Source organism: Parvimonas sp. D9 (assembly GCF_035282565.1).
Taxonomy (GTDB): Bacteria; Bacillota; Clostridia; order Tissierellales; family Peptoniphilaceae; genus Parvimonas; species Parvimonas micra.
Window position 1 is genome coordinate 110,850 of record NZ_JAYKBM010000005.1, and the last position, 25,035, is coordinate 135,884.

Here is a 25,035-nt window from a genome sequence, read left to right on the forward strand (position 1 = left end):
AATTATGATAAAATAATAGTGGATTATGGTTAAGATTCTAATTTATTTTTGACTTAAATATCGGAGGGGTATTTTATGAAAAAAAATATTAAAAATATAATTATTCTAGTTTTAATTATAGAAATTGTGGGATTAGGATTGATTTTTTATCAATCAAGTCTTGAAAGAGCAAAAGTGAGGAAAGAAAGAGAAAAATATTATATAGTTACAGATATAAATAATAATGATGTCTTAAAAATTGAAAAAAAATATTTATCTCCTCAAGAATTGAATAAGATAGTAATTACTAAAGCCGGAAATGATAAAAAATATATTATAGAAGATAAAAAATTAATGGGGGATATTATTTCAAAGTTTGAATTTAGTAAATTTGTTTCTAATTCCGAACTTACTATGGGAACAGAGGATATAACTATAACTTTTGAAAATAATAATAATGTATTCAGTATTTCTTTATCTGCAGAAGACAGGACGGCTACTTTAAAGTATAATGAATATTCTTTTCTAGTAACCGTTACTGATGATTTTTATAATTTTGTTTATGAGTTGTATTCTAAAATTTCTTAGAATTGGAGTTTATTATGAACATAAAAGAATTAATTGAAAAGCATGGGGGCACAAATGAAAATTGGTTAATTTTAGAGTACTTAACGGGAAAAAAGTCTGTTGAATTAAAAATGGATTTAAGATTTTGTGTTGATTCTATATATAATGATTTTTTAGAAATAATTGAAAAAAGGAAACAAAATTATCCTTTACAATACATTTTCGGAAAATGGGAATTTTATGGTTTGGAGTTGTTTGTTGATGAATCTGCTTTAATTCCAAGATTTGAGACTGAAATTTTGGTTGATGAAATTTTAAAATTGGATTGTAAAAAGGATAAAATTTTAGATATAGGCTGTGGAAGTGGAGCTATAAGTCTTGCACTGGCTGATAATTTGAAAAAATCGTATGTTTATGGTATTGATATAAACAAAGAAGCTATAAAATTATCAAATAAAAATAAAGAGAAGTTGAATCTAAAAAATGTGGATTTTTTTGAAAGTGATATTTTTTCAAATATAAAGGAGAAAAATTTTGATATTATAGTTTCAAATCCTCCTTATATTGATGAGATCGATATGAAAACACTGGAAAAAGAATTATCTTTTGAGCCTCAAAATGCCTTATATGGTGGAAAAGATGGATTATTCTTTTATAAAAAAATAATTTCGGGTTCTTTGGATTATTTATCTGCAAATGGAGTTTTAGCTTTTGAAATAGGATATAATCAAATGAAAATTATTTCTAATTTACTAATTGAAAATGGATTTGAAATTTTACTTCAAAAAAAAGATTTTGCAGGTTTTGATAGAATAATAATAGGTAAGAGGAGATAAAATGAGTTTAATTAGCTTGTTTTTAGTGTTTTTATTCATTGGAGCATATAATTTTGGTGGAGGATATGCAATGATTCCACTGATTATATCTATGGTTGTAGATAAATATGGTTGGATTGGAATGAATGACTTTATAAATTTTGTTACAATTTCACAAATAACACCAGGTCCAATTGCGATAAATCTTGCAACATTTGTAGGATATACTGTAGGTAACGGAGTTATTGGATCTATTATAACTACTATGGCAGTTGTTTTACCAAGTTTTATTTTAATTACTTTAATTGTTTTTTTTATGCAAAAATTTAAAGATAATGTACATATAAAGAACTTTTTTGTTGGGATCAGACCTGTCGTACTTGGATTGATTGCATCTAGTTGTGTGTCTGTTATTGATTCTGACTTTTATACTATATATTCGATAATTACTTTTGGAATAATATTTTACTTAACTACTTATAAAAATTTACATCCGATAATTGCAATTTTTTTAACTGGTATAATCGGAATGTGGATTATTTAGGAGGTAATTATGTTATTTCAATTATTTAAGACGTTTTTGTGGATAAGCACTCTGACGGTTGGTGGTGGAGCTGCGATGATTCCGGTTATAAATAAAGAAATTGTGGAAAAAAGGAAATATATGACTCAAGAAGAATTTTTAGATGCACTTGGAATAGCACAAAGTGTTCCGGGCGTTTTAGGTTGTAATATAAGCATTATAGTAGGATATAAGTTAAAAGGCTTGGCAGGAGCATTGGTTTGCTTGTTCTGTTCAATTTTTCCCGCTTTTTTGTCAATTCTTATAATTGCTATATTTTTCAAAGATATGAGTGCGAATTACTATGTAAGTAAATTTTTTGTCGCTGTTAAACCCGCTTTAATTGCAGTTTTAGCATCAGCTGTTATAATACTTGGGAAAAAGACGAAATCTCAAGCTATTCATTATTTAATTAGCTTTATAGTTTTAATTTTAGTAAGTTATTTTAAAATAAGTCCTTTTCTTGTAATATTTTTGGGCGGTTTTGGATATGTTTTATATTGCAAGTATTTAGTGGATAGACATTAACAAATATGATAAAATATTTGTATAAATTTGGAGGAAATTATGATTGATGATAGATATGATGAAGAAAAAGATAATATAATGCAGGAAAAGAATGAAAAGAATTTTGGAAAAATATTCTGGGATTATGCAAAAGTTATAATTCTTGCACTTTTAATAAGTTTTGGAATAAAAACATTTGTCGTTACAAGCACTATTGTAGATGGAAGAAGTATGAATCCGACAGTAAATCATGGAGATAGACTTATGGTTAATAAATTGTTTTTTATGAAAAAGAATATAACTCGTGGAGATATAATCGACTTTTATGTTCCTGATGCAAAGAAATACTACTTAAAGAGAGTTATTGCAGTTGAAGGAGATACTGTTGAAATAATTAATGATAGAGTTTATTTGAATGGAAAAATGTTGGAAGAGAACTATGTAAGTACAAATGTTACAACTCCACATAATAATACTACAAAATGGGAAGTTCCTAAAGGATATGTTTTCGTTTTGGGGGATAATAGGTCAAATAGTAGAGATGGTAGAGATTTAGGAGTTATTCCAAGATCGGATATTGTTGGAAAAATTATATTTAGATATTATCCTTTTAATAATTTTGGAGGGTTAAAATAATTTATGAAAATAGAACAGAAGAATATTAGAAATTTTTCTATAATTGCACATATAGATCATGGAAAATCAACTCTTGCTGATAGATTAATAGAAAAAACAGGAATGATGACTAAAAGAGAAATGGAAGAGCAGGTTTTAGATAGTATGGATCTTGAGAGAGAAAGAGGAATTACTATTAAGCTAAAAGCTGTAAAACTTTTCTACAAAGCAAAAAACGGAGAAACTTATGTTTTAAATCTTATTGACACTCCGGGACATGTTGATTTTACTTATGAAGTATCAAGAAGCCTTGCCGCTTGTGAAGGAGCTATTTTGGTTGTTGATGCAACTCAAGGTGTTGAAGCTCAGACTCTTGGAAATGTATATTTAGCATTAGAACAAGATTTAGAAATTTTACCGGTTATAAATAAAATAGATTTACCGTCAGCTAGAATTGATGAAGTAAAAGATGAAATTGAAGAAATAACAGGCTTTGATACAGAGGGAATTCCTTTAGTTTCTGCAAAAGAGGGACTTAATATTGAAGATGTACTGGAAGATATTGTAAATAATGTCCCTGCTCCAACTGGAGATGAAAATGCACCACTTAAAGCACTTATCTTTGATTCGTATTATGATTCATATAAAGGTGTTGTTTCCTATGTTCGTGTAGTTGAAGGAACTTTAAGAGAGGGAATGACTATTTATATGATGGCAACTAAAGGAAAATTTGAAGTAACTGAAGTTGGTTATACTGCTTCAGGAAATGTTCAAACTGGAGAGCTAAAAGCCGGAGATGTAGGTTATGTAGTTGCAAGCATAAAGAATGTAAAAGATGCAAGAGTTGGGGATACTATTACAGATTTTGAAAATATGACTGACTCAGCTTTACCTGGATATAAAAAAGTTATTCCAATGGTTTATTGTGGAATTTATCCCGCAGAAGGGGAGGATTTTAATAGTGTAAGGGAAGCTTTAGAGAAACTTCAAGTAAATGATGCTTCTCTGTCCTTTGAGCCTGAAAGCTCTGTTGCACTAGGCTTTGGATTTAGATGTGGATTTTTAGGACTATTGCATATGGAGATTATTCAAGAAAGACTAGATAGAGAGTTTGATTTGAATATAATTACAACAGCTCCATCTGTAATCTATAAAGTTGCCAAAAAAACAGGAGAAATACTTGAAATCCAAAACCCAAGCAATTTGCCTAAAGAAACTGAAATAGAATATATGGAAGAGCCTATTGTTGAGGCAAATATTATGACTCCAAAAGACTATGTCGGAACTATTATGGACTTATGTCAAAACAAAAGAGGAGTTTTTGAAAATATGGAATATCTCGATCAACATAGAGTAAGTCTAAGATATATATTGCCGTTGAATGAAGTTATTTACGACTTTTTTGATGCATTAAAATCAAAAACAAAGGGTTATGCTTCACTTGATTACGAATTAAAAGGATATCAACGTTCAGATTTAGCTAAATTGGATATTTTAATCAACGGAGATTTAGTCGATGCCTTTTCGATAATTGTTCATCGTGAAAAATCTTATGACAGAGCGAGAAATATAGTTGAAAGACTGAAAGATGAAATACCTAGACATCAATTTGCTGTACCTATTCAAGCTTCAATCGGTTCAAAAGTAATTGCGAGAGAAACTGTAAGAGCATTGAGAAAGGATGTACTTGCAAAATGTTATGGAGGAGATATTTCAAGAAAGAGAAAATTACTCGAAAAACAAAAAGAAGGTAAGAAGAAAATGCAGCAAATTGGTAACGTAGAAGTACCTCAACAGGCATTTTTAGCTGTATTGAAATATGATGAAAAATAGATAAGAAAGCCTATTATAAGATAGGCTTTTTGCTTAATAGGAGAAAAAATGAAAAGATTGGGATTATATATTCACATTCCTTTTTGTGATAGAATATGTAATTATTGCGACTTTACAGCATTTCAAGGTGCAAATTCTAAAATTAAAGAGTATGTAGAAGCTTTAAAAAAAGAAATTGAATTAAAAGGAAATAAAAACTTTTTAATAGATTCTATTTTTATCGGAGGAGGAACTCCAAGTTTTATTGACGGAAAATATATCTTTGAAATTTTAGAAAAAGTAAAGGAAAATTTTACAGTCCTTGATAATATTGAAATATCAATTGAAACAAATCCGAAAACTTTTGATGAGAAAAAATTGGAATACTATAAAAGTGCAGAAATAAATAGAGTATCAATAGGAGTACAAAGTTTTAATGATAAAATCTTAAAAGAATTAGGAAGAAATCACAACTCAAAAGAAGCATTAGAGAGTATTGAATTGGTAAAAAAATTCGGTTTTGATATAAATTTAGATTTAATTTTTGGTTATCAAAGTCAGACTATTGAAGATATTTTGTATGACTTGGAAATGGTAAAAAATATAAATCCCGAACATATCTCCTATTATGCTTTGATTATTGAAGAAAAGACGAAATTTAAGGCATTACAAAATGCAGGAAAATTGGATTTTTTAGATGAAGAAACTGAAAGAAAAATGTATCATCTAATCGTAGAAAAATTAGAAGAAATGGGAATGAATCAATATGAAGTTTCAAATTTTGCTAAAGTCGGGAAAGAATCTGTTCATAATAAAAAGTATTGGAATTGTAAAGAGTATTTAGGACTTGGAATTTCGGCACATTCATATTTGAATGATGAAAGATTTTCCAATACAGTTAATCTTGCAAAATATATAAAAGAATTACAAAGTGGAAATGTTCCAATAGAATTTAGAGAAAAATTGGATATGCCTACAAAAAAATTTGAATATATCATAATGAATATGCGTTTAAAAGAGGGGTTTTTAATTTCAGATTATAATAGACTTTTTGAGTCTGACTTTTTAGAAGAGAATAAAAAAGCTGTAAAAATAGGATTAGAAAATAATGTAGTCGAAATTAAAGATGATAGAATATATTTTACAAAAAGAGGTTTTGACATAATGGACAGCTTTTTTGTAAATTGTAATTTAAAGGAAACAAGGTGATAAAATGGTATTACTTAGAAAAAAATTAGAAAATATCAATTTAAAATATGAAAAAATACTAAGAATTATTAATACCATATTTAATATTTTATGGGTTTTGGTATATTCAATTTATTTTATAATTTCATTTTACTTATTGGATTTTCAATTATCCTATGTGTTTGATTTTTTACAAATTTTATTAGGATTTATTTTTATATTTAACAGTATGAATATGATTTATTTTATGTTAATTAGATATACTAAATTTAAACTTAGTTTTATAAATCCATTAAATATATTAGTAAAAATTTTAGCTTTTTTAAATATGAATTTACTATTATATATTTCTATTTTTAAATCTGAGTTTTTATTTTACAATCACTTTTTAACTTTATTTAATTATTCGTATATTATATTTTTAAGTTTTGAGTTATTCTTTATCTTATATAATATTAATGATGTAAAATTTAAAATTAAGGATAATGAATTTCCAAAAAATAATGATGTAAATAAATGGTTTGACAACGAATATTTCGGTTATAGTTTACAACTTAAAGAGTTTCTTAATAGAGATGTAAAAGACTATATTAAGACAAATCACGAGAATTTAAAATTTTTAGAAGAATTTATTTTTAGTAAATTTCCAACTGAAAATGATTTGATAAGAGAGAAATTTTTACTTGAAAAAAATAAAAATGTTGATATAAATTCATTTGAGCTGATTTCAAAAGCTATAAATAAAGGGGTAACTATAGCAATAGCATTTATAATAAAAACAGGCTTAATATCTACAATTATCATTTCATCATTTATTTCTGCAGTTTTTGCAACTATAAGATTAATTTTGACATCAATAGCAGTTAAAATTTCTCTGTTCATAGGAAAAAACAATATTACAAAAGCAGAAGATTTGAAAACATATCTAAAGGTAGGATTTTTAGTTTTTTTAATTATGATTTTAATATTGGCTTTGGATAATCTAAATCTTATTATTAAAAATTCAATAAAAAATAAAAAGAATCGAAAATATAAAGAAAACTATTTAAAGCTAATAAGATATATATGTGATAATTATGATTGTTTAAAAAATAGAGGTAAATAATATGAAAGCTGTACTTTTTGATATGGATGGAGTCATTATAGACTCGGAAATGTTTTATATGAAGGGAACTTATGACTGGATTTCCAAGAGAGGTTTTAAAGGAAAACTTGAAGATACTTTTAGACTAATCGGTACGAATATGGAAGGAACATATAATTTGCTGTATGAAATGCTCAATAAAAAATATACAATTTCTGAGATAGAAGAAGAAAATAGGAAATATTTTTTAGAAAATCCTATAGACTATAAAGCTATTTTAAATCCTTATGTAAAAGAAATTTTAATATTTTTAAAAGAACATAAAATAAAAACTGCTGTTTGCTCATCAAGTCCTAAAAAGACAATTGAAAAGGCACTAAAAGATTGTGAAATTTTAGAATACTTTGACTTTATAGTAAGTTCTGATGAAGTTAAAAAAAGCAAACCAAATCCCGATGTTTATCTAAAAGCCTGTGAATTTTTAAAAGTTTCAAATGAGGACTCCTTTGTAATAGAGGATTCAACAAGGGGAATAGAAGCTGGAAAAAACGCAAATATAAAAGTAATCGCAATAAAAGATAAATTCTTCGGACAAGATCAAACAAAAGCAGATTATATCTTTGAAGATTTGGGAGAAGTTTTAGAATTTTTTAAAGAAATGAATTTAACAAATTATAATAAGAATTCCTTATAAATAACTAATATCCATTAATAAAATCTATTTTACATTATATTTTCTTTGTTGTAAAATATATGCAGGTATTTATTTTAGGAGGATATTATGAAAAAATATTTTAAAAAATTAACGGCTCTTTTAGCAGTTTGTATTATGTTTACTGCTTGTTCAGGACAAAAACAAAATACTGAAAAGAAAGAAGAAACAAATAAAACTGAAAGCAAGTCTGATACTGTTAATGCACAAATTAGTTTTAGTGGTTCTTCAACTTTAGCTCCTGTAATCAATAAGATTGCTACAGATTTTATTGAAAAACATACAACTTGGGATAAGGTTGATTCTTCATTGCCAAAAGAAAATATAACTATTTTTGTATCATCAGGTGGTTCAGGTGCTGGGGTTAAGGCAGTTCTTGATAAAGTTGCAAATTTCGGAATGCTTGCTCGAGATATTAAGGATTCAGAAAAAGAAAAGATTAAGGATTTAGAATCTTATACTTTAGGTCTTGATGCTCTTTGTATTTGTGTTAATCCTGACAATAATATTTTAAAAGCTAAAAATGGAAATTTAACAAAAGAAGAAATCATAAAGATTTTCTCCGGAGAGTATAAAACTTGGAAACAAGTAGATCCATCTTTACCTGATGAAGAAATTGTAGTTGTAACTCGTGATTTAGGTGGTGGAGCACATGAAGTTTTCCAAAAGAAAATAATGAAAGATGTTAAGGTTAAACAAGATGCAATTCAAGCTCCTTCAATGGGTGCATTAGTTTCAAAAATTATTGAAAATAAAAATGCTATTGGATATGCATCATATGGTATTACTAATCAAAACCAAGGAAAGTTAATTCCTATGAAAGTTGATAATGTTGAACCAACTGAAGAAAATATTTTAAATAACAGTTACTATATTTCAAGACCTTTAATCATTATGAAGAGTGGAAAATTAACTGCAACTGAAAAAGTATTTGTTGATTTACTTCAATCAGAAGAAGGAAAGAAAGTTATAAAAAGTATGGGATTCATACCAAGCAAATAATATTGGACAACCTTATTGTTTTGCAATAAAATTTAGAAAATACTGAGGAATACTTTTTGTATTCCTCTTTTTTGGAGTAATTATGAAAAATAAAGTTTTTAAATACACAGTCTATATTTTTACATTATTTACAATTTTACTTTTGTTGACTCTAATAGTCTTTTTGTATAATCAGTCATTACCATTTTTTCTTAAAAATAATTTTCTAAAATTTATTTTTGGAAGAGTTTGGGATGCAACGGAAGTTTCAGGAAGTTTCAGAATCTTTAATATACTATTAGCAAGTGTATTTATATCTATTCTAGCTTGTATTATTTCACTTCCTATAGCTATTGGAACAGCAATATTTATATCCTTTTATACAAAAAAGTCAAGAGTTATACTTATATGGCTTATAAATATTTTGGCAGGTATTCCCTCAATAATTTATGGTTTTTTTGGAATGATTATAATTGTAAAAAATATAGAAAGAATATTTAAGATTTCTGCTGGAGAAAGTGTTCTTGCAGGTAGTATTATCTTATCAATAATGATTTTACCTTATTTTGTTTCTAATCTTATTGAAACAATTGAACTTATTAAGAAAAAATATCAAAGAGATTCTGATGCTTTGGGAATAAGTAAAGAGTTTTTTATAAGAAAAGTAGTTTTAAAGAAATTGCATTTTTCAATTTTAACAGGCTTTATGATTTCATTCTCCAGAGCAATAGGGGAAACAATGGCAGTTATGATGGTTATAGGAAATGCACCGATTTTTCCAAAATTATTGTCAAAAGCACAGACTATTCCATCGCTTATTGCACTTGAAATAGGGATGAGTGAAGTCTATAGTGAACATTATTATGCACTTTTTGCGAGCGGATTTATACTTTTGATTTTAGTTTTAATCATTAATATTTTATTATTTATTATTAACAGAAAGAGTAGAAATTATGATAAGATTTAAGGATAATTTAATTAAACTTTTTGCTTATATATCTATTTTTATAGTTATGACTGCAATTTTTTTGATATTTTCTTTTGTGTTTTTTAATGGGATTTCAGGAATAAATTTAAAATTTTTAACGGAAAATCCGAAAGGAATGCCACTTGGAGTAGATGGCGGTATTAGAAATGCGATAATAGGCTCATTTTTACTTATGATATTATCTATGTTTTTTTCAACAGTTTTAGGTATTTGTTTTGCGATTTACAATAAAATATTTTGCAAATCAAAAGTAATAAAAATGCTTTTAAGTTTTCTTATTCAATGTATTTCATCAATTCCGTCAATTATAATTGGACTTTTTGTCTATGGATTTTTTATAGTAACTTTAAATATTCCGAAAAGTTTATTTACAGCAAGCATAGCTCTTTCACTAATGGTTTTTCCTTTTGTGGAGTTAAATGTTGAAAAACTAATTGAAGAATTTGATAGACAAAGCATAAGAGATAGTTATGCTTTGGGAATTGATAAAATTTATATGTGTAGGAAGTTAATTTTACCTACTATTTTCAATAAAATAGTTTCAATTTCAATTTTAGCGGGAAGTTATGCTGTAGGGGCAACTGCACCTTTACTTTTGACCGGAGTTGTATTTATGGCGAAACCAAGCGGATTATTTAATCCTATTATGGCTTTACCATTCCATTTGCATATGTTACTTAGTCAATCTGTCGCAACTGAAAAGGCATATGCTACGGCAATGGTTTTGATTGGACTTTTAATAATATTAAATTTATTATCTGAAATAATAATGAGAAGTATCGGAGGTAAAATAGTTGAATATATTAGAAATAAAAAATCTTAGTATCTTCTACAAAGAAAAAAGCATTTTAGAAGATGTCAATTTAGATATAAAGGAAAATGAAATAATCTGTATAATGGGAAGTTCAGGTTCTGGAAAATCAACTTTACTTTCTTGTTTGAACGGATTTTTAATTGAAAATGGTGGAAATTATACTGGAGATGTATTTTTCAGAGGAGAAAATATTAAAAACATTAAACCAATTGAACTAAAAAGAAAAATCTCTACACTTTTTCAAGACTCTAAACCTTTTGACTTTTCAATAGAAAAAAATATTACCTATGCAATGGAATTTTATGAAGGAAAAGTCAAAAATAAAAAAGAAAAAGTTAAAAATTTATTGGAAAGTGTGAATTTATATGATGAGGTAAAAGATAATTTAAGTCTTTCTCCTTCAAAATTATCAGGAGGACAAAGACAAAGACTTTGTATTGCAAGGATGCTTACAACTTGCCCTGAAGTTTTGATTTTTGATGAACCTTGTTCTTCTTTAGATGAGAAAAATTCTATAATAATTGAATCTCTTATAAAAGAACTTTCAAAAAAATACACTATAATAATTTCAACTCATAACGAAAAACAAGCGAACAGACTTGCAGATAGAATAATTAGAATAGAAAATAAAAAATTAGTTTAAAAACAGAAAATTAAAAAGTTAAAAATCTACTTTAGTTGGGTATATACATATAGTAAGATTTTTTAGTTCGGAAATTTATAAAACTTAAGTATTGATATATTTAAGTTTTTTTCTTTAGTACATATTATACGGAGGAAGTTTATGGTAAAAACATTAAGTAAGAGTATAAGAGAATATAAAAAAGACTCTATTATGTCTGTTATTTATATTGTCTTTGAAGTTATTATGGAATGTATAATTCCTTTTATTCTTGCAAATTTGGTAAATGGAATAAGGTCAAATATTCCGATTGGAGATTTATTTAAACAGGGTTTAATTCTTGTAATAATGGCGATGCTTTCTTTGACATTCGGAATGTTAGCAGGAAAGAAAAGTGCGATTGCATCTTCAGGTTTTGCTAGAAATTTAAGAAAAGATATTTTTGAAAAAGTTCAAGGATTTTCTTTTGAAAATATAGATTCTTTTTCTAATTCTTCATTGCTTACAAGACTTACTACTGATGTTACAAATGTTCAAAATGCATATATGATGACAATAAGAATGGCAATTAGAAGTCCATTTATGTTTGTTTTTTCATTCGTTATGGCTTTTATTATGGGTGGAAGACTTGCATTTATTTTTGTTATAGTTGTTCCAATACTTTTAATTGGACTTGCATTTATTATTATAAAAGCGATGAAAATTTTCAAACAAATATTTTATAAATATGATGATATGAATAATACCATTCAAGAAAATATAAAGGCTATAAGACTTGTAAAATCTTTAGTTCGTGAGGATTTTGAAATTGATAAATTTGATAAAGTTGCAAGTGAAGTAAAACATGATTTTACAATTGCAGAAAAAATAATATCATTGTATGCACCTTTAATGCAATTTTGTTTATATGTAGATACTGTTTTGATTCTATTTTTAGGTTCCTATGTTATAGTAGCTGGAATTAATCCAAATTTCAATGTTGGACAGATATCTGCACTTATGACTTATAGTTTTATGATTTTGAGCAGTCTAATGATGTTTTCAATGGTTCTTGTTATGTTAACAATGGCAATGGAATCTTCAAAAAGAATTTCAGAAGTTTTAAATACAGAATCAACTATAACAGATGAAAAGTCATTGCATAAAGTAGTTAATAGTGGAGAAATAGAATTTAAAAATGTAATTTTTAGATATTCAGAAGACGCAAAAGAAAATGTAATTAATGATGTTTCATTTAAAATTCCTTCAGGCAGTACAGTTGGAATAATTGGAGCTACCGGTTCTGGAAAGAGTACATTAGTTCAATTAATTCCTAGACTTTACAATATAAATTCTGGAGAAATTTTAATAGACAATATTAATATCGAAAATATTGATATTGAATTGTTAAGAGAAGAAGTAGGTATGGTTCTTCAAAAAAATACTTTATTCTCCGGAACAATTCGAGAAAATTTAAAATGGGGAAACAAAAATGCAACTGATGAAGACCTTGATTTAGTTTGTAATATTGCTCAAGCAACTGAAATTATAAATAAAATGCCTAATGGATACGACGAATATATTGAACAAGGTGGATCAAATCTTTCAGGAGGTCAAAAGCAAAGACTTTGTATTGCTAGAGCATTGCTTAAGAAACCAAAAATTTTAATTTTTGACGACTCCACTTCAGCTGTTGATACAAAAACAGATGAATTGATAAGAAGAGGCTTACAATCTTATATGCCTGAAACTACAAAAATTATAATCGCTCAAAGAATATTATCCGTACAAAATGCAGATATAATTTTGGTAATTGAAAAGGGCAAAGTAGTTGCTAGTGGAAATCATGAAACTCTAGTAAGACAAGAGGGATTATATCGTGATTTATATTTAACACAAGGAGGAGTTGTAGATGAAAAATAGTAAAAAATCAATTTTATTCAGAGTAATAAAAGAAGTATTTACAGCTTATCCTGTACTTTTTCCTTTAGTTTTAGTTGGAATAGTATTTACTGCTGGGGTTAGCTCAATTCCAAGTTTATTTATTCAAAGAATAGTGAGTTTGCTTGAAGCTAGAGATCCTTCAGTTTCATGGTCTGTTTTTTCAAAACAAATGATTACTTTAATCTTGATATTAATTGGAGTAGATATACTTTCTTTGATACTAACAGCTGTATATAATCTTGCAATGGCAACTATAACTCAAGGAACTCTTTATCATATGCGAAAAAAGATGTTTGTAAAAATGCAGACTCTTCCTTTAAAGTATTTTGACACTGAAGGACATGGGGATATAATGAGTTATTATACTAATGATGTTGACGCTTTAAGACAGATGATTTCTCAAAGTTTACCGAATGTCTTGGCATCATTAGTTGTTGTTATAACAATTTTTGGTATAATGTTATATTTTAGTTTTTGGATGACACTTACCGTTCTGCTAGGTGTTGTTGCCATGTATTTTGTAACAAAATATGTTGGTAAACATTCAAGAAAATACTTCATTGAGCAACAAAAATCTTTGGGTAAAACTGAAGGTTATTTAGAAGAAATGATTTATGGACAAAAAGTTGTAAAAGTTTTTAATTATGAAGATGAGTCAATGAAAAAATTTAATGAAGTTAATGATAAATTATTTGATGATTCTCAAAAGGCAAATTCTTATGCTAATATACTTGGACCAATTTTAAATAATATCGGAAATATTCTATATGTTGTTGTTGCAATTGTTGGAGGACTTTTAATATACTTTAATGTATATAATTTAAGTCTTTCAGGTATGGCAATTAGTATAAGTATAGTAGTTCCATTTTTAAATATGACAAAGCAATTTTCAGGAAATATCAACCAAGTTTCAATGCAATTAAATTCAATAATTATGGGTTTAGCTGGAGTTGAGAGAGTTTTTGCTCTAATTGATCAAGAACCTGAAGTAGATGATGGAAAAGTAGAAATAGAAAAAGAAGACAATAAATATGAATTTGTAAAAGAAAATGGAGAAAAAGTAGAAGTTCTAGGAAATATTGATATAAAAAATATTGTTTTTGGATATAATAAGGAAAAAACAGTTTTAAAAAATATCAGTATTACTGCTAAACAAGGTGAAAAAATTGCACTTGTAGGAGCAACCGGAAGCGGTAAAACTACAATTGCCAACCTTATAAACAGATTTTATGATGTAAATAGTGGAGAAATTTTATTTGACGGAATAAATGTAAATTCAATAAAAAAAGCTGACCTTAGAAAAAATGTAGGTGTTGTTTTACAAGAAACAAATCTATTTACTGGAACAGTTTTAGAAAATCTTAGATACGGGCATTTAGAAGCTACAAGAGAAGAATGTATCGAGGCTTGTAAGAAAACAGGTGCTCACGAATTTATAATAAAACTTCCTGAACAATATGATACAGTATTAAGAAGTGGTGGAGAAAATTTATCTCAAGGTCAAAGACAATTGCTTGGAATTTCAAGAGCATTACTTGAAAATAAACCCGTCCTTATTCTTGATGAAGCTACTTCTTCAATAGATACAAAAACAGAAAATGTTGTTCAAAAAGCTATGTATGTTTTAATGGAAGGTAGAACTGTATTTATAATTGCTCATAGACTTTCTACAATTTCAAATTCAGATAGAATAATCGTTCTGGATAATGGAGAAATTTTAGAAATGGGAACTCATGATGAATTGATTGAAAAACAAGGAAGATATTATCAATTATATACAGGAAAATTTGAACTGGATTAAAAATATATGAAGATAGTGTGGCAAAATTTTTTATTTTGACATACTATCTTTTTTGTTATATCAAAATATGATAAAATAATTATATCAGATTGAAAGAGGTAATTGTTGTGGCAGTTGGATTTATAACAGGAAGATTTGGAGCAGATAGGACTGATAAGATTTTAGAGCTTTGTTTTGAAGAGGCTAAAAGAGAAGATAAAAAGCCTATTTATATTTTAGTTCCGGAAAAATTTACATATGAAATGGAAAAAAGATTAAGTGAAAAGCTTGAAGATGAAAAAAATATTGACCCTAATTTTAGAATTAGAGTTGTAAGTTTTTCAACTTTAAGTAAAATTGTCTTTACTAATGTTGGAGGACTTAAGGAGAGAAGACTTACGACAAGTGCTAGAAGTCTTTTAACTTTTAAGGCTATGGACATGGTTTCAAAAGATTTGATTACTTTTAAATCTGACGATTTTAAAATGGGTTTTGTAAACAATATTATGGATATGATAATAGAGTTTAAGCAAAATGATTTTTCGGTTACGGATGTTTTTTCGCTTAAAGAAAATGTTAAAAATGAGTCTTTGAAATTTAAAATGCAAGATTTATATAATATTTATAAATCTTATGAAAATTTGATTGATAAAAAATACTCTGATACTGAAGATACTTTAAATATTTTTGCTGAAAAACTTGATGATTTTGAAAGTATCAAAGGAGCAACTATTTTTGTTGACGAATATATGGACTTTACACCTGCTCAATACTTGGTAATTGAAAAGTTAATCTATTTTTCAAAAAATATTTATTTTTCTCTTTTAACTGATTTTAAAAATTTACATTCAAAAATGAATATGTTTTTAAGAAGTAATTCAACAATCTTGAATATTAAAAATATTTGTGAAAAGTATAATATTCCATTGTTTGAAAACATTTCACTTTCAAATGAAAGCTACTATAATTCGGAAGATTTATCGTTTTTAGAAAAAAATATTGGTACTTTTTCTCCAAAACCATATTCTAAAGATTCTGAAAATATTAGAATTTTAAAATCTAAAAATATATATGATGAAGTTTCTTTTGTTGCAGAAGAAATTTCTAAATTAGTTAAAACTAAAGGCTATAGATACAATGATATAACTCTATGTATGAGAAGTTTGGATGAATATTCTTATATATTAGAAAGAGTTTTTGACGATTACAATATTGATTATTTCTTGGACGAAAAGATTTCAATTATGGAAAATCCGATTATTATTTTAATTTTATCCATTTTGGATATGAAAGATAAAAAGTATTCTTATGATTCTGTTTTTAGGTATTTGAAGAGCGGACTTACAGGAGTTTCTAATGAGGATATTTTCCTTTTGGAAAATTATGTAATTGCAAATGGAATAAAAGGTAATCGTTGGTTTGACGAATTTTGGAACAAGTCCATCGTCCATAGTGTTGAAGAAGAAAGTGATGATGAAAAACTTGTAAAGATAAATGAGATAAAGAATATTGTAATAACTCCTATAAAAAACTTGCATGATAAGTTAAAAGGTAGAAATACTATAAAGGATATTTGTAAATATTTATATGAATTCACTTTGGAAATAGGACTTTTTGATAGAATTAATGAACTTGTAATGAATTTTCAAAATGAAGGAAATTTATATAAGGCTAAAGAGTATTCTCAAGTTTGGGGAAGTTTTACAGCAGTTTTGGATGAAATGGTTGAATTTATGGGAGAGGAGAAGATTGCCTACTCAAAATTTATAAATCTAATTAAAACTGAACTTGAAAATATTGAGCTTGGAATTGTTCCTCCTTCAAAGGATGAAGTCTTTATTACAACTGTTGACAGAATGAAAAAACCTTCTACAAAAATAGCTTTTGTATTGGGAGTTAATGACGGGAATTTTCCAAAAAATATAGTGGATAATGACTTAATTAGCGAAAATGAAAAAGAAAGTTTAAAAACTTTAGGCTTTAATTTTTCCAATAATAATTTACTAAAAACTACGGATGAACAATTTTTAAGTTATAAAACTTTCAGTATTTCAAAAGAAAAATTATATATAACTTTTCCTATTTCCGATTTGGAGGGAAATAGCCTTTTAGTTTCAAGATTTGTGAAAAAAATTAAATTCATTTTTGAAAATTTAGAAGTTGAAAGTATAGATTATCTAAAAGATTTTTCTATTATGGATATTTTTGAAACTTTTTCTAAAGAAAGATTATATCAAATCTTAGTTTCCAATATTGAGGCTTTAAATTCAAATAAATTGAGTGAAAATGACAAATTCAATTTTAGAGAAATAATTGATTTCTTGATAGAAGATAAAGATTATAAATACAAGATTGAAATTTTAAAGGATAAATTGAACTACAAAAAAGAAACAGAAAATATAAAAGATTATACTTCATTTCTTTATGAAAGTGGAAATGTAAGCATTTCAAAACTTGAAAACTTTATGAGTTGTCCTTTTTCTTATTTTATAAACTATGGACTTAGAGCAAAGGAAAGGGAAGTGTATGACTTTTCTACTGCAGATTATGGAACATATTGCCATAAGATTTTTGACGACTTTTTTAAGGGAGTTTTTGAAAATAATATTGATTGGAATACAATTGATAGAGAATTTATTCAAAGGGAAGTAGAAAAATTAACTAAAAAAATGTCTGAAAAGTCTAATTTTATTCTTGAAAGTTCTCCAAAATATAAATATTTTTCAACTATTACACATAAAAATATTGTTGAAAGCATAGAAATTATGGCAGAACAGGTAAGACGTGGAAATTTTATTCCAACAGGTTTTGAAACAGCCTTTGGAGATGAGTCAATAAAACCTATTACCTATACTTTAAAGAATGGAAAAGAGATTAAATTAGTAGGTAAGATTGATAGAATTGATGTTTTTAAAGGAGAAAATTTTGATTTTTTAAGAATTATTGATTATAAATCTTCGAAAAGAGATATTGACTTAAATAAAGTTTATGCAGGGCTTCAGCTACAACTTTTTGTCTATATGAATGCAATTTTATCTTCAAATAAAGAAAGATATAAACCTGCAGGACTATTTTATAGTGATTTTACAACAAATTTTGTCGGATTTGAAACTTATTCTAAAATGCTTGATATGAACGACGAAAGTTATCATAGTGAAAAACTTAAGAAAAATAAACTTACCGGTTTTGTTATAAAAGATATGGAACTTTTAAAAAATTTGGATAGGACTTTAGATGCGGATAATTTGGCTTCTGAAATATTACCTATTAAATTAAAGTCAAAAGGTCAAGAAATCGGAGCAAGCACATTGGGCTTAACTATTGATGAATTTGAAATTGTAAATGAATTTGTTTTAAATAAGACTAAGGATATCTGTGAAGAAATTTATGCAGGGAATATTGATATAAGGCCTTTCAGATATAAAAATAAAAAGCCTTGTGATTATTGTAAATATAAATCCATTTGCAGATTTGATATTAAGCATAATAAATATAATAATATTAAGAACTTATTGACTAAAGATAAACCAAATGAGGTTTTTGAAAAAATGAATTCGGAAAATAAAGAGAAAAGAGGTGAGAAATAGTGAGTGAAGTAAAGTGGACTAAAGAGCAAAGACAGGTAATAGATAGTAGAAATACGAATTTACTTGTATCTGCAGCAGCAGGTTCTGGAAAAACAGCTGTACTTATCGAAAGAATTATAGAGCTCGTTTTAGATGAAAAAAATCCGATTGATATCAACAAATTACTTGTTGTAACATTTACAAAATTGGCTGCATCTGAAATGAGAGAAAGAGTAAGTAAGGCTATTGAAAAAAAACTTGAAGAAAATCCGGAAAATGAACATCTTCAAAAACAATTACTGCTCCTTAGCGGTGCTGACATCACAACTATTGACTCTTTTTGTAAAGATGTTTTGATTTCTTATGCTCATTTGGTAAATTTAGATAGCAATATAAAAGTTATAGATCCTAGCGAAAATGAAGTTTTAGCCAAAGAAGTTATGGAAGAATTATTTGAAGAGCTTTATGAAAATAATGATGAGAGCTTTTTGAGACTAGTTAACTGGTATGCCAAGAAAAACACGGATGAAGGACTTTTACAACTTTTATTAAATGTAAATAATTTTGTAAATTCACATCCTTTTCCGAATATTTGGCTAAATGAAAAGGCAGAATTTTTTAATACGATGACAAAGGATGATGATTTTTATTTAGAAAATTACATCTTGGATATTGCAAAAGATGTAGATATGGATTTAGAATTTTTTGAACTTAGTATTAAAAATAATTTGAAAAAAATAGAAAATTATCCTGAACTTGAAAAATATATAGATATTTATAATATTTTGTTGGATGCTTTATTTGTTGTAAAGGAAAGTTTAAAAAACTTTTTGAAGGATAATACAAAATTTGATGAGCTTAAAAAATCATCTTATGAATTTTTAAATTCAAACTTTGGAAGTTTTAGAATTTCAAAATGTGATGAAGAAGTAAAAGAGATATACAATAAAGTTAAAAAAGAATTGGATAGTATAAAGTTGGAGATTACAGAATCACTTGGAGCTTTAAATTTAGATTTAGAAAATATAAAAAAAGAAAGTGATTTGATTTATCCTTATATTCGTTCAATTTCCGATGTTGTAATTAAATTTAAGGAAAAGTTTTGGGAGAGAAAGCAAAAATTTAATTATGTAGATTTTGCCGATATTGAACATTTGGCATTAGAGATACTTGTAGATATTGATGAAGACGGAAATATTAGACCGTCTAAGACTGCTTTGGAATATCAAGAAAAATATTCTGAAGTCTTTATTGATGAATATCAAGATAGTAACCTAGTTCAAGAAATTCTTTTATCAGCAGTAGCAAAAGAAAATAACAGATTTATGGTTGGAGATGTTAAACAGAGTATTTATAGATTTAGACAGGCAGATCCGAGTATTTTTATGGAAAAATATGAAAATTATTATAGAGTAGAGGAAGATATTGAAAGTTTTAATCGAAAGATAATGCTTTATGCGAATTTTAGAAGTCGAAAAGAAATTCTTGAGGGAACAAATCTGGTTTTTTCAAAAATAATGAAAAAAGAAACAGGAGAACTTGATTATACTGTTGATGAAAGATTAAATCCTATGGCAAGTTTTAAAGAAAGTGATGAAAATGTCGGCGGTACAGTTGAAATTCTTTTAGTTGATGAAAAATCTGATGAAGAGTATGAAGACGAGATAATTTTAACTGATGAGTATTCAGAAGATTTTGAGGAGATGAAATCTTTTAAACTTGAATGTATAAAAATTGCAAATACAATTTACAATATGATGAACAATAAAGAAAATCCTTTTAAGGTTTATGATAAAAATTTGGATGATTATAGGAAAGTTGAGTACAAAGATATTGTTATTTTGATGCGTTCTCCAAGCAGTAATACAAAAATATTAGAAGAGGTATTTTTAGAATATAATATTCCAATATATGCAGAGAGTACAGGTGGATATTTTGATACTTTTGAAGTTGATACAATAATTAATTTGCTTAAAATTATAGATAATCCTATGCAGGATATTCCTTTAATTTCAGTAATGTATTCTCCAATTTATAATTTTACGTCAACAGAATTAAGCGAAATAAGACTTGTAGATAGGGAATTAAAATTTTATGAGCTTTTAATAAAAATACTAGAAGATGAAGATATTGAAATTAGAGTAAGTCTAAAGGAAAAAATTGCAAAATTTATTTCCGATTTAAAATTATTTATACAAAAAAAATCTTTAGTTTCAGCAGATGAATTAATATGGTTTTTATATAAATATACAGGATACTACAATTATGTCGGACTTTTGGATATGGGAGAGCAGAGAAAAACAAATCTGATGTTACTTTTTGAAAAGGCGAAAAATTATGAAAAAAATTCTTATAAGGGATTGTTTAATTTTGTAAATTATATTCAAAAAATCAGTTTAAAAAGTGATATTTCTGAGGCGAAATTAATTTCTGAAGATGCGAATGTAGTTAGAATTATGAGTATTCATAAGAGCAAGGGCTTGGAATTTCCTATTGTATTTCTCGCAAATACGAATAAGAAATTTAATTTCAGAGCTGACGACAGCAATTTAGTTTTACATCAAAAACTTGGTTTCGGTGCAGTTGTTTATGATATGGATAAAAAAACTTCTTTCAACAGCATTATGAAGAAAAAAATTGAAAAATTCAAAAAGAACGAACAAATTGCTGAAGAAATGAGACTTCTTTATGTTGCAATGACAAGAGCAAAGGAAAAACTTATAATAACCGGAAGAGTAAAAGATTATGAGAATTTAAAAGAAGAAATAAGTTCCGGAATTGATGAAAGAGGAAATATAAGTAATTATAAAATTCTAAAAATAAATAATTATCTTGATTGGATATTAAGCTCTATTGATAATCTTAGTGTTTATGGAAAGAGTTTGAATTGTTTAGGAAGAGAAGAAAACTTTTCGGGAAATGAAGACTTAAAATTTCAATTAAATGTAAATACTAAAACAGAGGAATTTATAGAATATCAAAGAATTAAAGAAGAAGTTAAAACAAATAAAATTATTTCAGATAACGACTCTTTAGAAATTAAAAAAGAAATGCGAACTGTTAAAGAATTTTTGGAAGATAGATTTAACAAAGAATATGTTTATAAAAATGTTTTAAACAAGCCATCAAGCATTACTGTTTCTGAAATTAAAAAGATGATTCAGGAAGAATATGAAGAAAAACATCAAAAATATTATAAAGAAAATTTTGTTTTAAAAACTCCGTCATTTATTCATCAGGGTGAGGAAAAAGTTGGATTTAATTCTGCAGAAAAAGGAACTATTTTCCATTTGGTTATGCAACTTTTAGACTTTTCAAAATTTGATACAGAAGATATTTCAAAAATAAGAGAAGAAATAAAATCGCAAATAAATTCATTTGTTGAGAAAAATATTATGAGCTTGGATGAAATAGAGACGATAAATATTAATTGGATTGTAAAATTTATTCAGTCAGATATTTTTAAGGAAATTTACATTGCAAATAAATTTGGAAAATTATTTAAAGAAAAAGCCATAGACTATAATATAAAATTGAAAAATTTATTTAAAGATGAAAATATTGAAGAATATGAAAAAATTATGGTAGTCGGAATAATTGACCTTTTCTTTGAAAATGGAAACGGAGAAATAATTTTATTGGATTACAAGACAGATTATGTAACAAAAGAAAATCTTGAAGAAGTAAAGGCAAGATACAAAGTACAATTGGACTTATATAAGTCTGCAATTGAAGACATTTCCGGAAAAAAAGTCGCTAAAAAGGGATTATATCTATTTGGAATAAATGAATTTGTTGAAATTTAGCAAAAATCAAAGTCAAAACTTGACTTTGATTTTTTAATGAGATAAAATATGAGTGTATAATATGTTAAAATAAATATAAAAAATACATTATTTAAATAACTTGGAAGCTTTAGGAGGTTCGTTTATGAAAAATAATTAATTTTTTAAAACCATATCAATAACTTTGGCTCTAATATGTATAGTATTTTTATCAATATTTTTAAGGTATAGATATGAATTACATTCTTTAAAAAATGAAATTGTAAATAATAAAGTGATTAAAGTATATTTTGACGGAAGTGGATATACTGCAAATTTAGAGTCTGATGAGGATAAAAAAGAGTTTTTTAATTTAATTTCTGATTGTAAATTTAGATTTAATAATACAGTTGAAGACACAGAAAAATCTTCACCTTCTGTAGAAACAGAATTTAATGGAAATGAAATATTTCTTTTTGTTTATTCAAAAACTTCAAGGATAGATTTTAATCTTAAAAATAAATATTATTTACTTAACTATAAGACAAAAGATATTTCTGAAAAAAGTTTGATTAAATTATATGAAAAATTTTGTAAAAATTACAAAGAAGACAGTAATTATAAGAAGTTAAAACAAAGAAACTAGTGTTTTTTTAAATTGTAAAAAATTTTATTTGAGTGCTTGATTTTATAAAAACATAGGTGTATAATATATATGTTTTCAAGGAGAATGAAAATAATTCTTGAAAAGTATATTATAATTTTAGCAATGAACTTTTAGTTTGAGGCATGATAAAAATACTGGATATAAAATTTGGTATTTAGGAGGAAAAATGATAATTTTTTATGGTTCAAAAGTAAGAAGTAAAAAAATAGGAGAAACAAAAGAAGAGTGTCATTGTGATCATTGTAATAATACATCAATATGGACACTTTATAATGATAAAAGATGGTTTACACTATTTTTTATTCCAATTTTTCCATTTTCATCAAAGAAGTTTTTAGCCTGTCCAGTTTGTGGATGGGGAATTAATATAGATGATAAAAATTCTGATAAAATAATGCCATTAGTAAAATTATATGATAAGTAGCTTTATGCTAAAAAATATATTTTAAATATATAGGGTAAATAATAACTGATTGAACAATTAAAATTTTTATATTGAAAATTGTTGGTTAAGGCAAGATTAAGTTTATTATATATGAACTTATTGTAAATTAAAATATTACACTAGATAATAAAATTTCAAAATTGTTTACAATAATTGAGCTTGTCATTCCGTGAACAATTTTGAAATTTTTTATCGCAAATTTGGAAGTGCATTTTTACGAATGCGCTTTTGTTTTGGAGAAATTTTTAAAAATTTAATATTTTTAGAAAGGAGGCATTTATGGAAAGTTTTATAAAAAATATATTTGATATTGATAAGGGTGCTGAGGATTATCAACAAAGATTAGAAGTTGAGAAACAAAAGCTACTTAAAGATAGAAAAGATAAGATGAAAGTTATAGATGACGAGTATAACAAAGTTTTGGAAGAAGAACAAGAAAATCTTAAATTACATCTATCTTCAATAGAAAATGAAGATAAAAATAAGCTTGTTGAATATAATGAAAAATCTGAAGCAATAAAGAGTGTTTTTGAAGATAAAAAAGAAATCTTAATTAAAAATTTTGCTGATTCTCTTTTAGAAAGCGGTGAGTTTTATGGGGAATAATTTTCATTCAATTAATGCAAAAATTGGAGTTTTAAGAAAAGGAATTTTGAAACAGTCCGATTATGATAAAATTTTATCTTTTGAACATAGGCATGAGATTGTGGATTATTTAAAGAATAATATATTATATAAATATGAAATTCCTATGTATGAAGAAAAATCTATGAGAAATAGATATGATACAGAATTTATGATTAATAAGATTGAGGCAGAATTGCTTGAAAAATTAAAGTTTTTCCTTTTTGGTGATGATAAAAAGATTATAGAAGCTATGCTTATGAAGTATGAATTTAAAGATATAAAAATAATTCTTAGAAGTATTGTTGAAAATGAAAAGATAGACTTGGAAAGAGATACAATAATGTATAAGAAAAATAAGCATATTGATTATTCTAAACTTGTAAATTGTGAAAATTTTAATCAGGCTCTAGATGTATTGAAAGGTACAATTTACAAAAAGGCAATTGCTTCTCTAACTGATGAAGATATATTTAGATTGCATTTTCATGTTGAAATGAAATTGGACAGTTTATATTTTTTAACTATGAAAAATGCTATAGATAAATTATCAAAATCAAGTCAAGCAATTTTTAATGATTATTTTTCTACTTTAATAGATACAATAAATCTTCAATGGATAATCAGAGCAAAAAAATATTATGATTTACCGAATGAAGAAATTTATAGCTATAGTTTACGATATGGCAAATATATTAAAGGAGATTTTTTAAAGGACTTGGTATATAGTGATAGTGTTGAGGCTATTGTTGAGAAAATAAAGAAAACTAAATTAAGACATACTCTTGAAGATGCAAATGGAAATACTACTGTTTCGAATAGAAATATTAAAGAATATGTTTATCTTAGCCATTTAAAGAAACTTAAAGACTATGATAATTCGATTTCAACTTTACTTAAGTTTATTATTCAGCTGAATATTCAAAATGAAAATTTAATTAGAATAGCAGAAGCAAATAAGTATAAACTAAGTAAAAGTGAAGTAAAAGAATATTTAATAAATATTCATTGATTTAGTTA

Annotated in this window: 21 protein-coding genes; all 21 read left to right on the forward strand. The window is 26.2% G+C overall.

Annotated features, from left to right (window positions below):
- Positions 1-75 precede the first annotated feature (75 nt).
- The 21 genes from VJI94_RS06115 (at position 76) to VJI94_RS06215 (ending at position 25,027) form a co-directional block, all read left to right on the forward strand.
- Positions 76-567, forward strand: a complete 492-nt coding sequence (locus tag VJI94_RS06115) for a hypothetical protein (protein WP_118058612.1) — start codon at positions 76-78, stop codon at positions 565-567.
- Positions 568-581: 14 nt separating this feature from the next.
- Positions 582-1,382, forward strand: a complete 801-nt coding sequence (prmC, locus tag VJI94_RS06120) for a peptide chain release factor N(5)-glutamine methyltransferase (RefSeq protein WP_324008710.1) — start codon at positions 582-584, stop codon at positions 1,380-1,382.
- 1 nt (position 1,383) lies between these two features.
- Positions 1,384-1,905, forward strand: a complete 522-nt coding sequence (locus VJI94_RS06125; protein ID WP_029949342.1) for a chromate transporter — start codon at positions 1,384-1,386, stop codon at positions 1,903-1,905.
- Between the two features lie 9 nt (positions 1,906-1,914).
- Positions 1,915-2,451, forward strand: a complete 537-nt coding sequence (locus tag VJI94_RS06130; protein WP_118058617.1) for a chromate transporter — start codon at positions 1,915-1,917, stop codon at positions 2,449-2,451.
- Positions 2,452-2,490: 39 nt separating this feature from the next.
- On the forward strand, positions 2,491-3,066 hold the full coding sequence (gene lepB / locus VJI94_RS06135; protein WP_118058619.1) for a signal peptidase I: 576 nt from the start codon (positions 2,491-2,493) through the stop codon (positions 3,064-3,066).
- Between the two features lie 3 nt (positions 3,067-3,069).
- Positions 3,070-4,878, forward strand: coding sequence for a translation elongation factor 4 (lepA, locus tag VJI94_RS06140; RefSeq protein WP_324008711.1), 1,809 nt, complete (start codon positions 3,070-3,072; stop codon positions 4,876-4,878).
- A gap of 48 nt (positions 4,879-4,926) precedes the next feature.
- Positions 4,927-6,066, forward strand: a complete 1,140-nt coding sequence (hemW, locus tag VJI94_RS06145; RefSeq protein ID WP_324008712.1) for a radical SAM family heme chaperone HemW — start codon at positions 4,927-4,929, stop codon at positions 6,064-6,066.
- A 4-nt stretch (positions 6,067-6,070) separates the two neighbouring features.
- Entirely contained in the window at positions 6,071-7,150 is a 1,080-nt protein-coding gene (locus VJI94_RS06150) for a hypothetical protein (protein ID WP_324008713.1), read from the forward strand.
- Position 7,151: 1 nt separating this feature from the next.
- Entirely contained in the window at positions 7,152-7,823 is a 672-nt protein-coding gene (locus VJI94_RS06155) for an HAD family phosphatase (protein WP_324008714.1), read from the forward strand.
- An 87-nt stretch (positions 7,824-7,910) separates the two neighbouring features.
- A complete protein-coding gene (locus tag VJI94_RS06160; protein WP_324008715.1) occupies positions 7,911-8,843 on the forward strand; it encodes a phosphate ABC transporter substrate-binding protein in 933 nt (310 codons plus the stop codon).
- Positions 8,844-8,925: 82 nt separating this feature from the next.
- Positions 8,926-9,789 (forward strand): phosphate ABC transporter permease subunit PstC, encoded by an 864-nt coding sequence (gene pstC, locus VJI94_RS06165; RefSeq protein WP_324008716.1) that lies wholly within the window; start codon positions 8,926-8,928, stop codon positions 9,787-9,789.
- Entirely contained in the window at positions 9,776-10,633 is an 858-nt protein-coding gene (locus VJI94_RS06170; protein ID WP_324008717.1) for a PstA family ABC transporter permease, read from the forward strand. The genes pstC and VJI94_RS06170 overlap by 14 nt, the downstream gene beginning before the upstream one ends.
- Positions 10,605-11,267, forward strand: a complete 663-nt coding sequence (locus VJI94_RS06175; protein ID WP_324008718.1) for a phosphate ABC transporter ATP-binding protein — start codon at positions 10,605-10,607, stop codon at positions 11,265-11,267. The genes VJI94_RS06170 and VJI94_RS06175 overlap by 29 nt, the downstream gene beginning before the upstream one ends.
- Positions 11,268-11,408: 141 nt before the next feature.
- Entirely contained in the window at positions 11,409-13,148 is a 1,740-nt protein-coding gene (locus VJI94_RS06180) for an ABC transporter ATP-binding protein (protein WP_324008719.1), read from the forward strand.
- Positions 13,138-14,970: an ABC transporter ATP-binding protein gene (locus VJI94_RS06185; RefSeq protein ID WP_324008720.1), complete on the forward strand. Its 1,833-nt coding sequence runs from the start codon at positions 13,138-13,140 to the stop codon at positions 14,968-14,970. Before VJI94_RS06180 ends, VJI94_RS06185 begins: the two co-directional genes overlap by 11 nt.
- Before the next feature lie 89 nt (positions 14,971-15,059).
- Positions 15,060-18,536 (forward strand): PD-(D/E)XK nuclease family protein, encoded by a 3,477-nt coding sequence (locus tag VJI94_RS06190; protein WP_324008721.1) that lies wholly within the window; start codon positions 15,060-15,062, stop codon positions 18,534-18,536.
- On the forward strand, positions 18,536-22,321 hold the full coding sequence (addA, locus tag VJI94_RS06195; protein ID WP_324008722.1) for a helicase-exonuclease AddAB subunit AddA: 3,786 nt from the start codon (positions 18,536-18,538) through the stop codon (positions 22,319-22,321). Before VJI94_RS06190 ends, addA begins: the two co-directional genes overlap by 1 nt.
- A 163-nt stretch (positions 22,322-22,484) precedes the next feature.
- A complete protein-coding gene (locus VJI94_RS06200; protein WP_324008723.1) occupies positions 22,485-22,925 on the forward strand; it encodes a hypothetical protein in 441 nt (146 codons plus the stop codon).
- A gap of 187 nt (positions 22,926-23,112) precedes the next feature.
- On the forward strand, positions 23,113-23,370 hold the full coding sequence (locus tag VJI94_RS06205) for a zinc-ribbon domain-containing protein (protein ID WP_009354927.1): 258 nt from the start codon (positions 23,113-23,115) through the stop codon (positions 23,368-23,370).
- 300 nt (positions 23,371-23,670) lie between these two features.
- Positions 23,671-23,997, forward strand: coding sequence for a hypothetical protein (locus tag VJI94_RS06210; RefSeq protein ID WP_029949386.1), 327 nt, complete (start codon positions 23,671-23,673; stop codon positions 23,995-23,997).
- A complete protein-coding gene (locus tag VJI94_RS06215) occupies positions 23,987-25,027 on the forward strand; it encodes a V-type ATPase subunit (RefSeq protein ID WP_324008724.1) in 1,041 nt (346 codons plus the stop codon). Before VJI94_RS06210 ends, VJI94_RS06215 begins: the two co-directional genes overlap by 11 nt.
- Positions 25,028-25,035 lie beyond the last annotated feature (8 nt).

What these genes read in the sequence shown, in the direction of transcription:
- lepB (WP_118058619.1), top strand. Translation starts at nt 2,491, where the DNA reads ATGATTGATGATAGATATGATGAAGAAAAAGATAATATAATGCAGGAA.
- VJI94_RS06210 (WP_029949386.1), top strand. Translation starts at nt 23,671, where the DNA reads ATGGAAAGTTTTATAAAAAATATATTTGATATTGATAAGGGTGCTGAG.
- VJI94_RS06130 (WP_118058617.1), top strand. Translation starts at nt 1,915, where the DNA reads ATGTTATTTCAATTATTTAAGACGTTTTTGTGGATAAGCACTCTGACG.
- VJI94_RS06205 (WP_009354927.1), top strand. Translation starts at nt 23,113, where the DNA reads ATGATAATTTTTTATGGTTCAAAAGTAAGAAGTAAAAAAATAGGAGAA.
- VJI94_RS06170 (WP_324008717.1), top strand. Translation starts at nt 9,776, where the DNA reads ATGATAAGATTTAAGGATAATTTAATTAAACTTTTTGCTTATATATCT.
- VJI94_RS06160 (WP_324008715.1), top strand. Translation starts at nt 7,911, where the DNA reads ATGAAAAAATATTTTAAAAAATTAACGGCTCTTTTAGCAGTTTGTATT.
- VJI94_RS06115 (WP_118058612.1), top strand. Translation starts at nt 76, where the DNA reads ATGAAAAAAAATATTAAAAATATAATTATTCTAGTTTTAATTATAGAA.
- hemW (WP_324008712.1), top strand. Translation starts at nt 4,927, where the DNA reads ATGAAAAGATTGGGATTATATATTCACATTCCTTTTTGTGATAGAATA.
- pstC (WP_324008716.1), top strand. Translation starts at nt 8,926, where the DNA reads ATGAAAAATAAAGTTTTTAAATACACAGTCTATATTTTTACATTATTT.
- VJI94_RS06155 (WP_324008714.1), top strand. Translation starts at nt 7,152, where the DNA reads ATGAAAGCTGTACTTTTTGATATGGATGGAGTCATTATAGACTCGGAA.
- VJI94_RS06185 (WP_324008720.1), top strand. Translation starts at nt 13,138, where the DNA reads ATGAAAAATAGTAAAAAATCAATTTTATTCAGAGTAATAAAAGAAGTA.
- VJI94_RS06125 (WP_029949342.1), top strand. Translation starts at nt 1,384, where the DNA reads ATGAGTTTAATTAGCTTGTTTTTAGTGTTTTTATTCATTGGAGCATAT.
- VJI94_RS06150 (WP_324008713.1), top strand. Translation starts at nt 6,071, where the DNA reads ATGGTATTACTTAGAAAAAAATTAGAAAATATCAATTTAAAATATGAA.
- prmC (WP_324008710.1), top strand. Translation starts at nt 582, where the DNA reads ATGAACATAAAAGAATTAATTGAAAAGCATGGGGGCACAAATGAAAAT.
- VJI94_RS06215 (WP_324008724.1), top strand. Translation starts at nt 23,987, where the DNA reads ATGGGGAATAATTTTCATTCAATTAATGCAAAAATTGGAGTTTTAAGA.
- VJI94_RS06180 (WP_324008719.1), top strand. Translation starts at nt 11,409, where the DNA reads ATGGTAAAAACATTAAGTAAGAGTATAAGAGAATATAAAAAAGACTCT.
- lepA (WP_324008711.1), top strand. Translation starts at nt 3,070, where the DNA reads ATGAAAATAGAACAGAAGAATATTAGAAATTTTTCTATAATTGCACAT.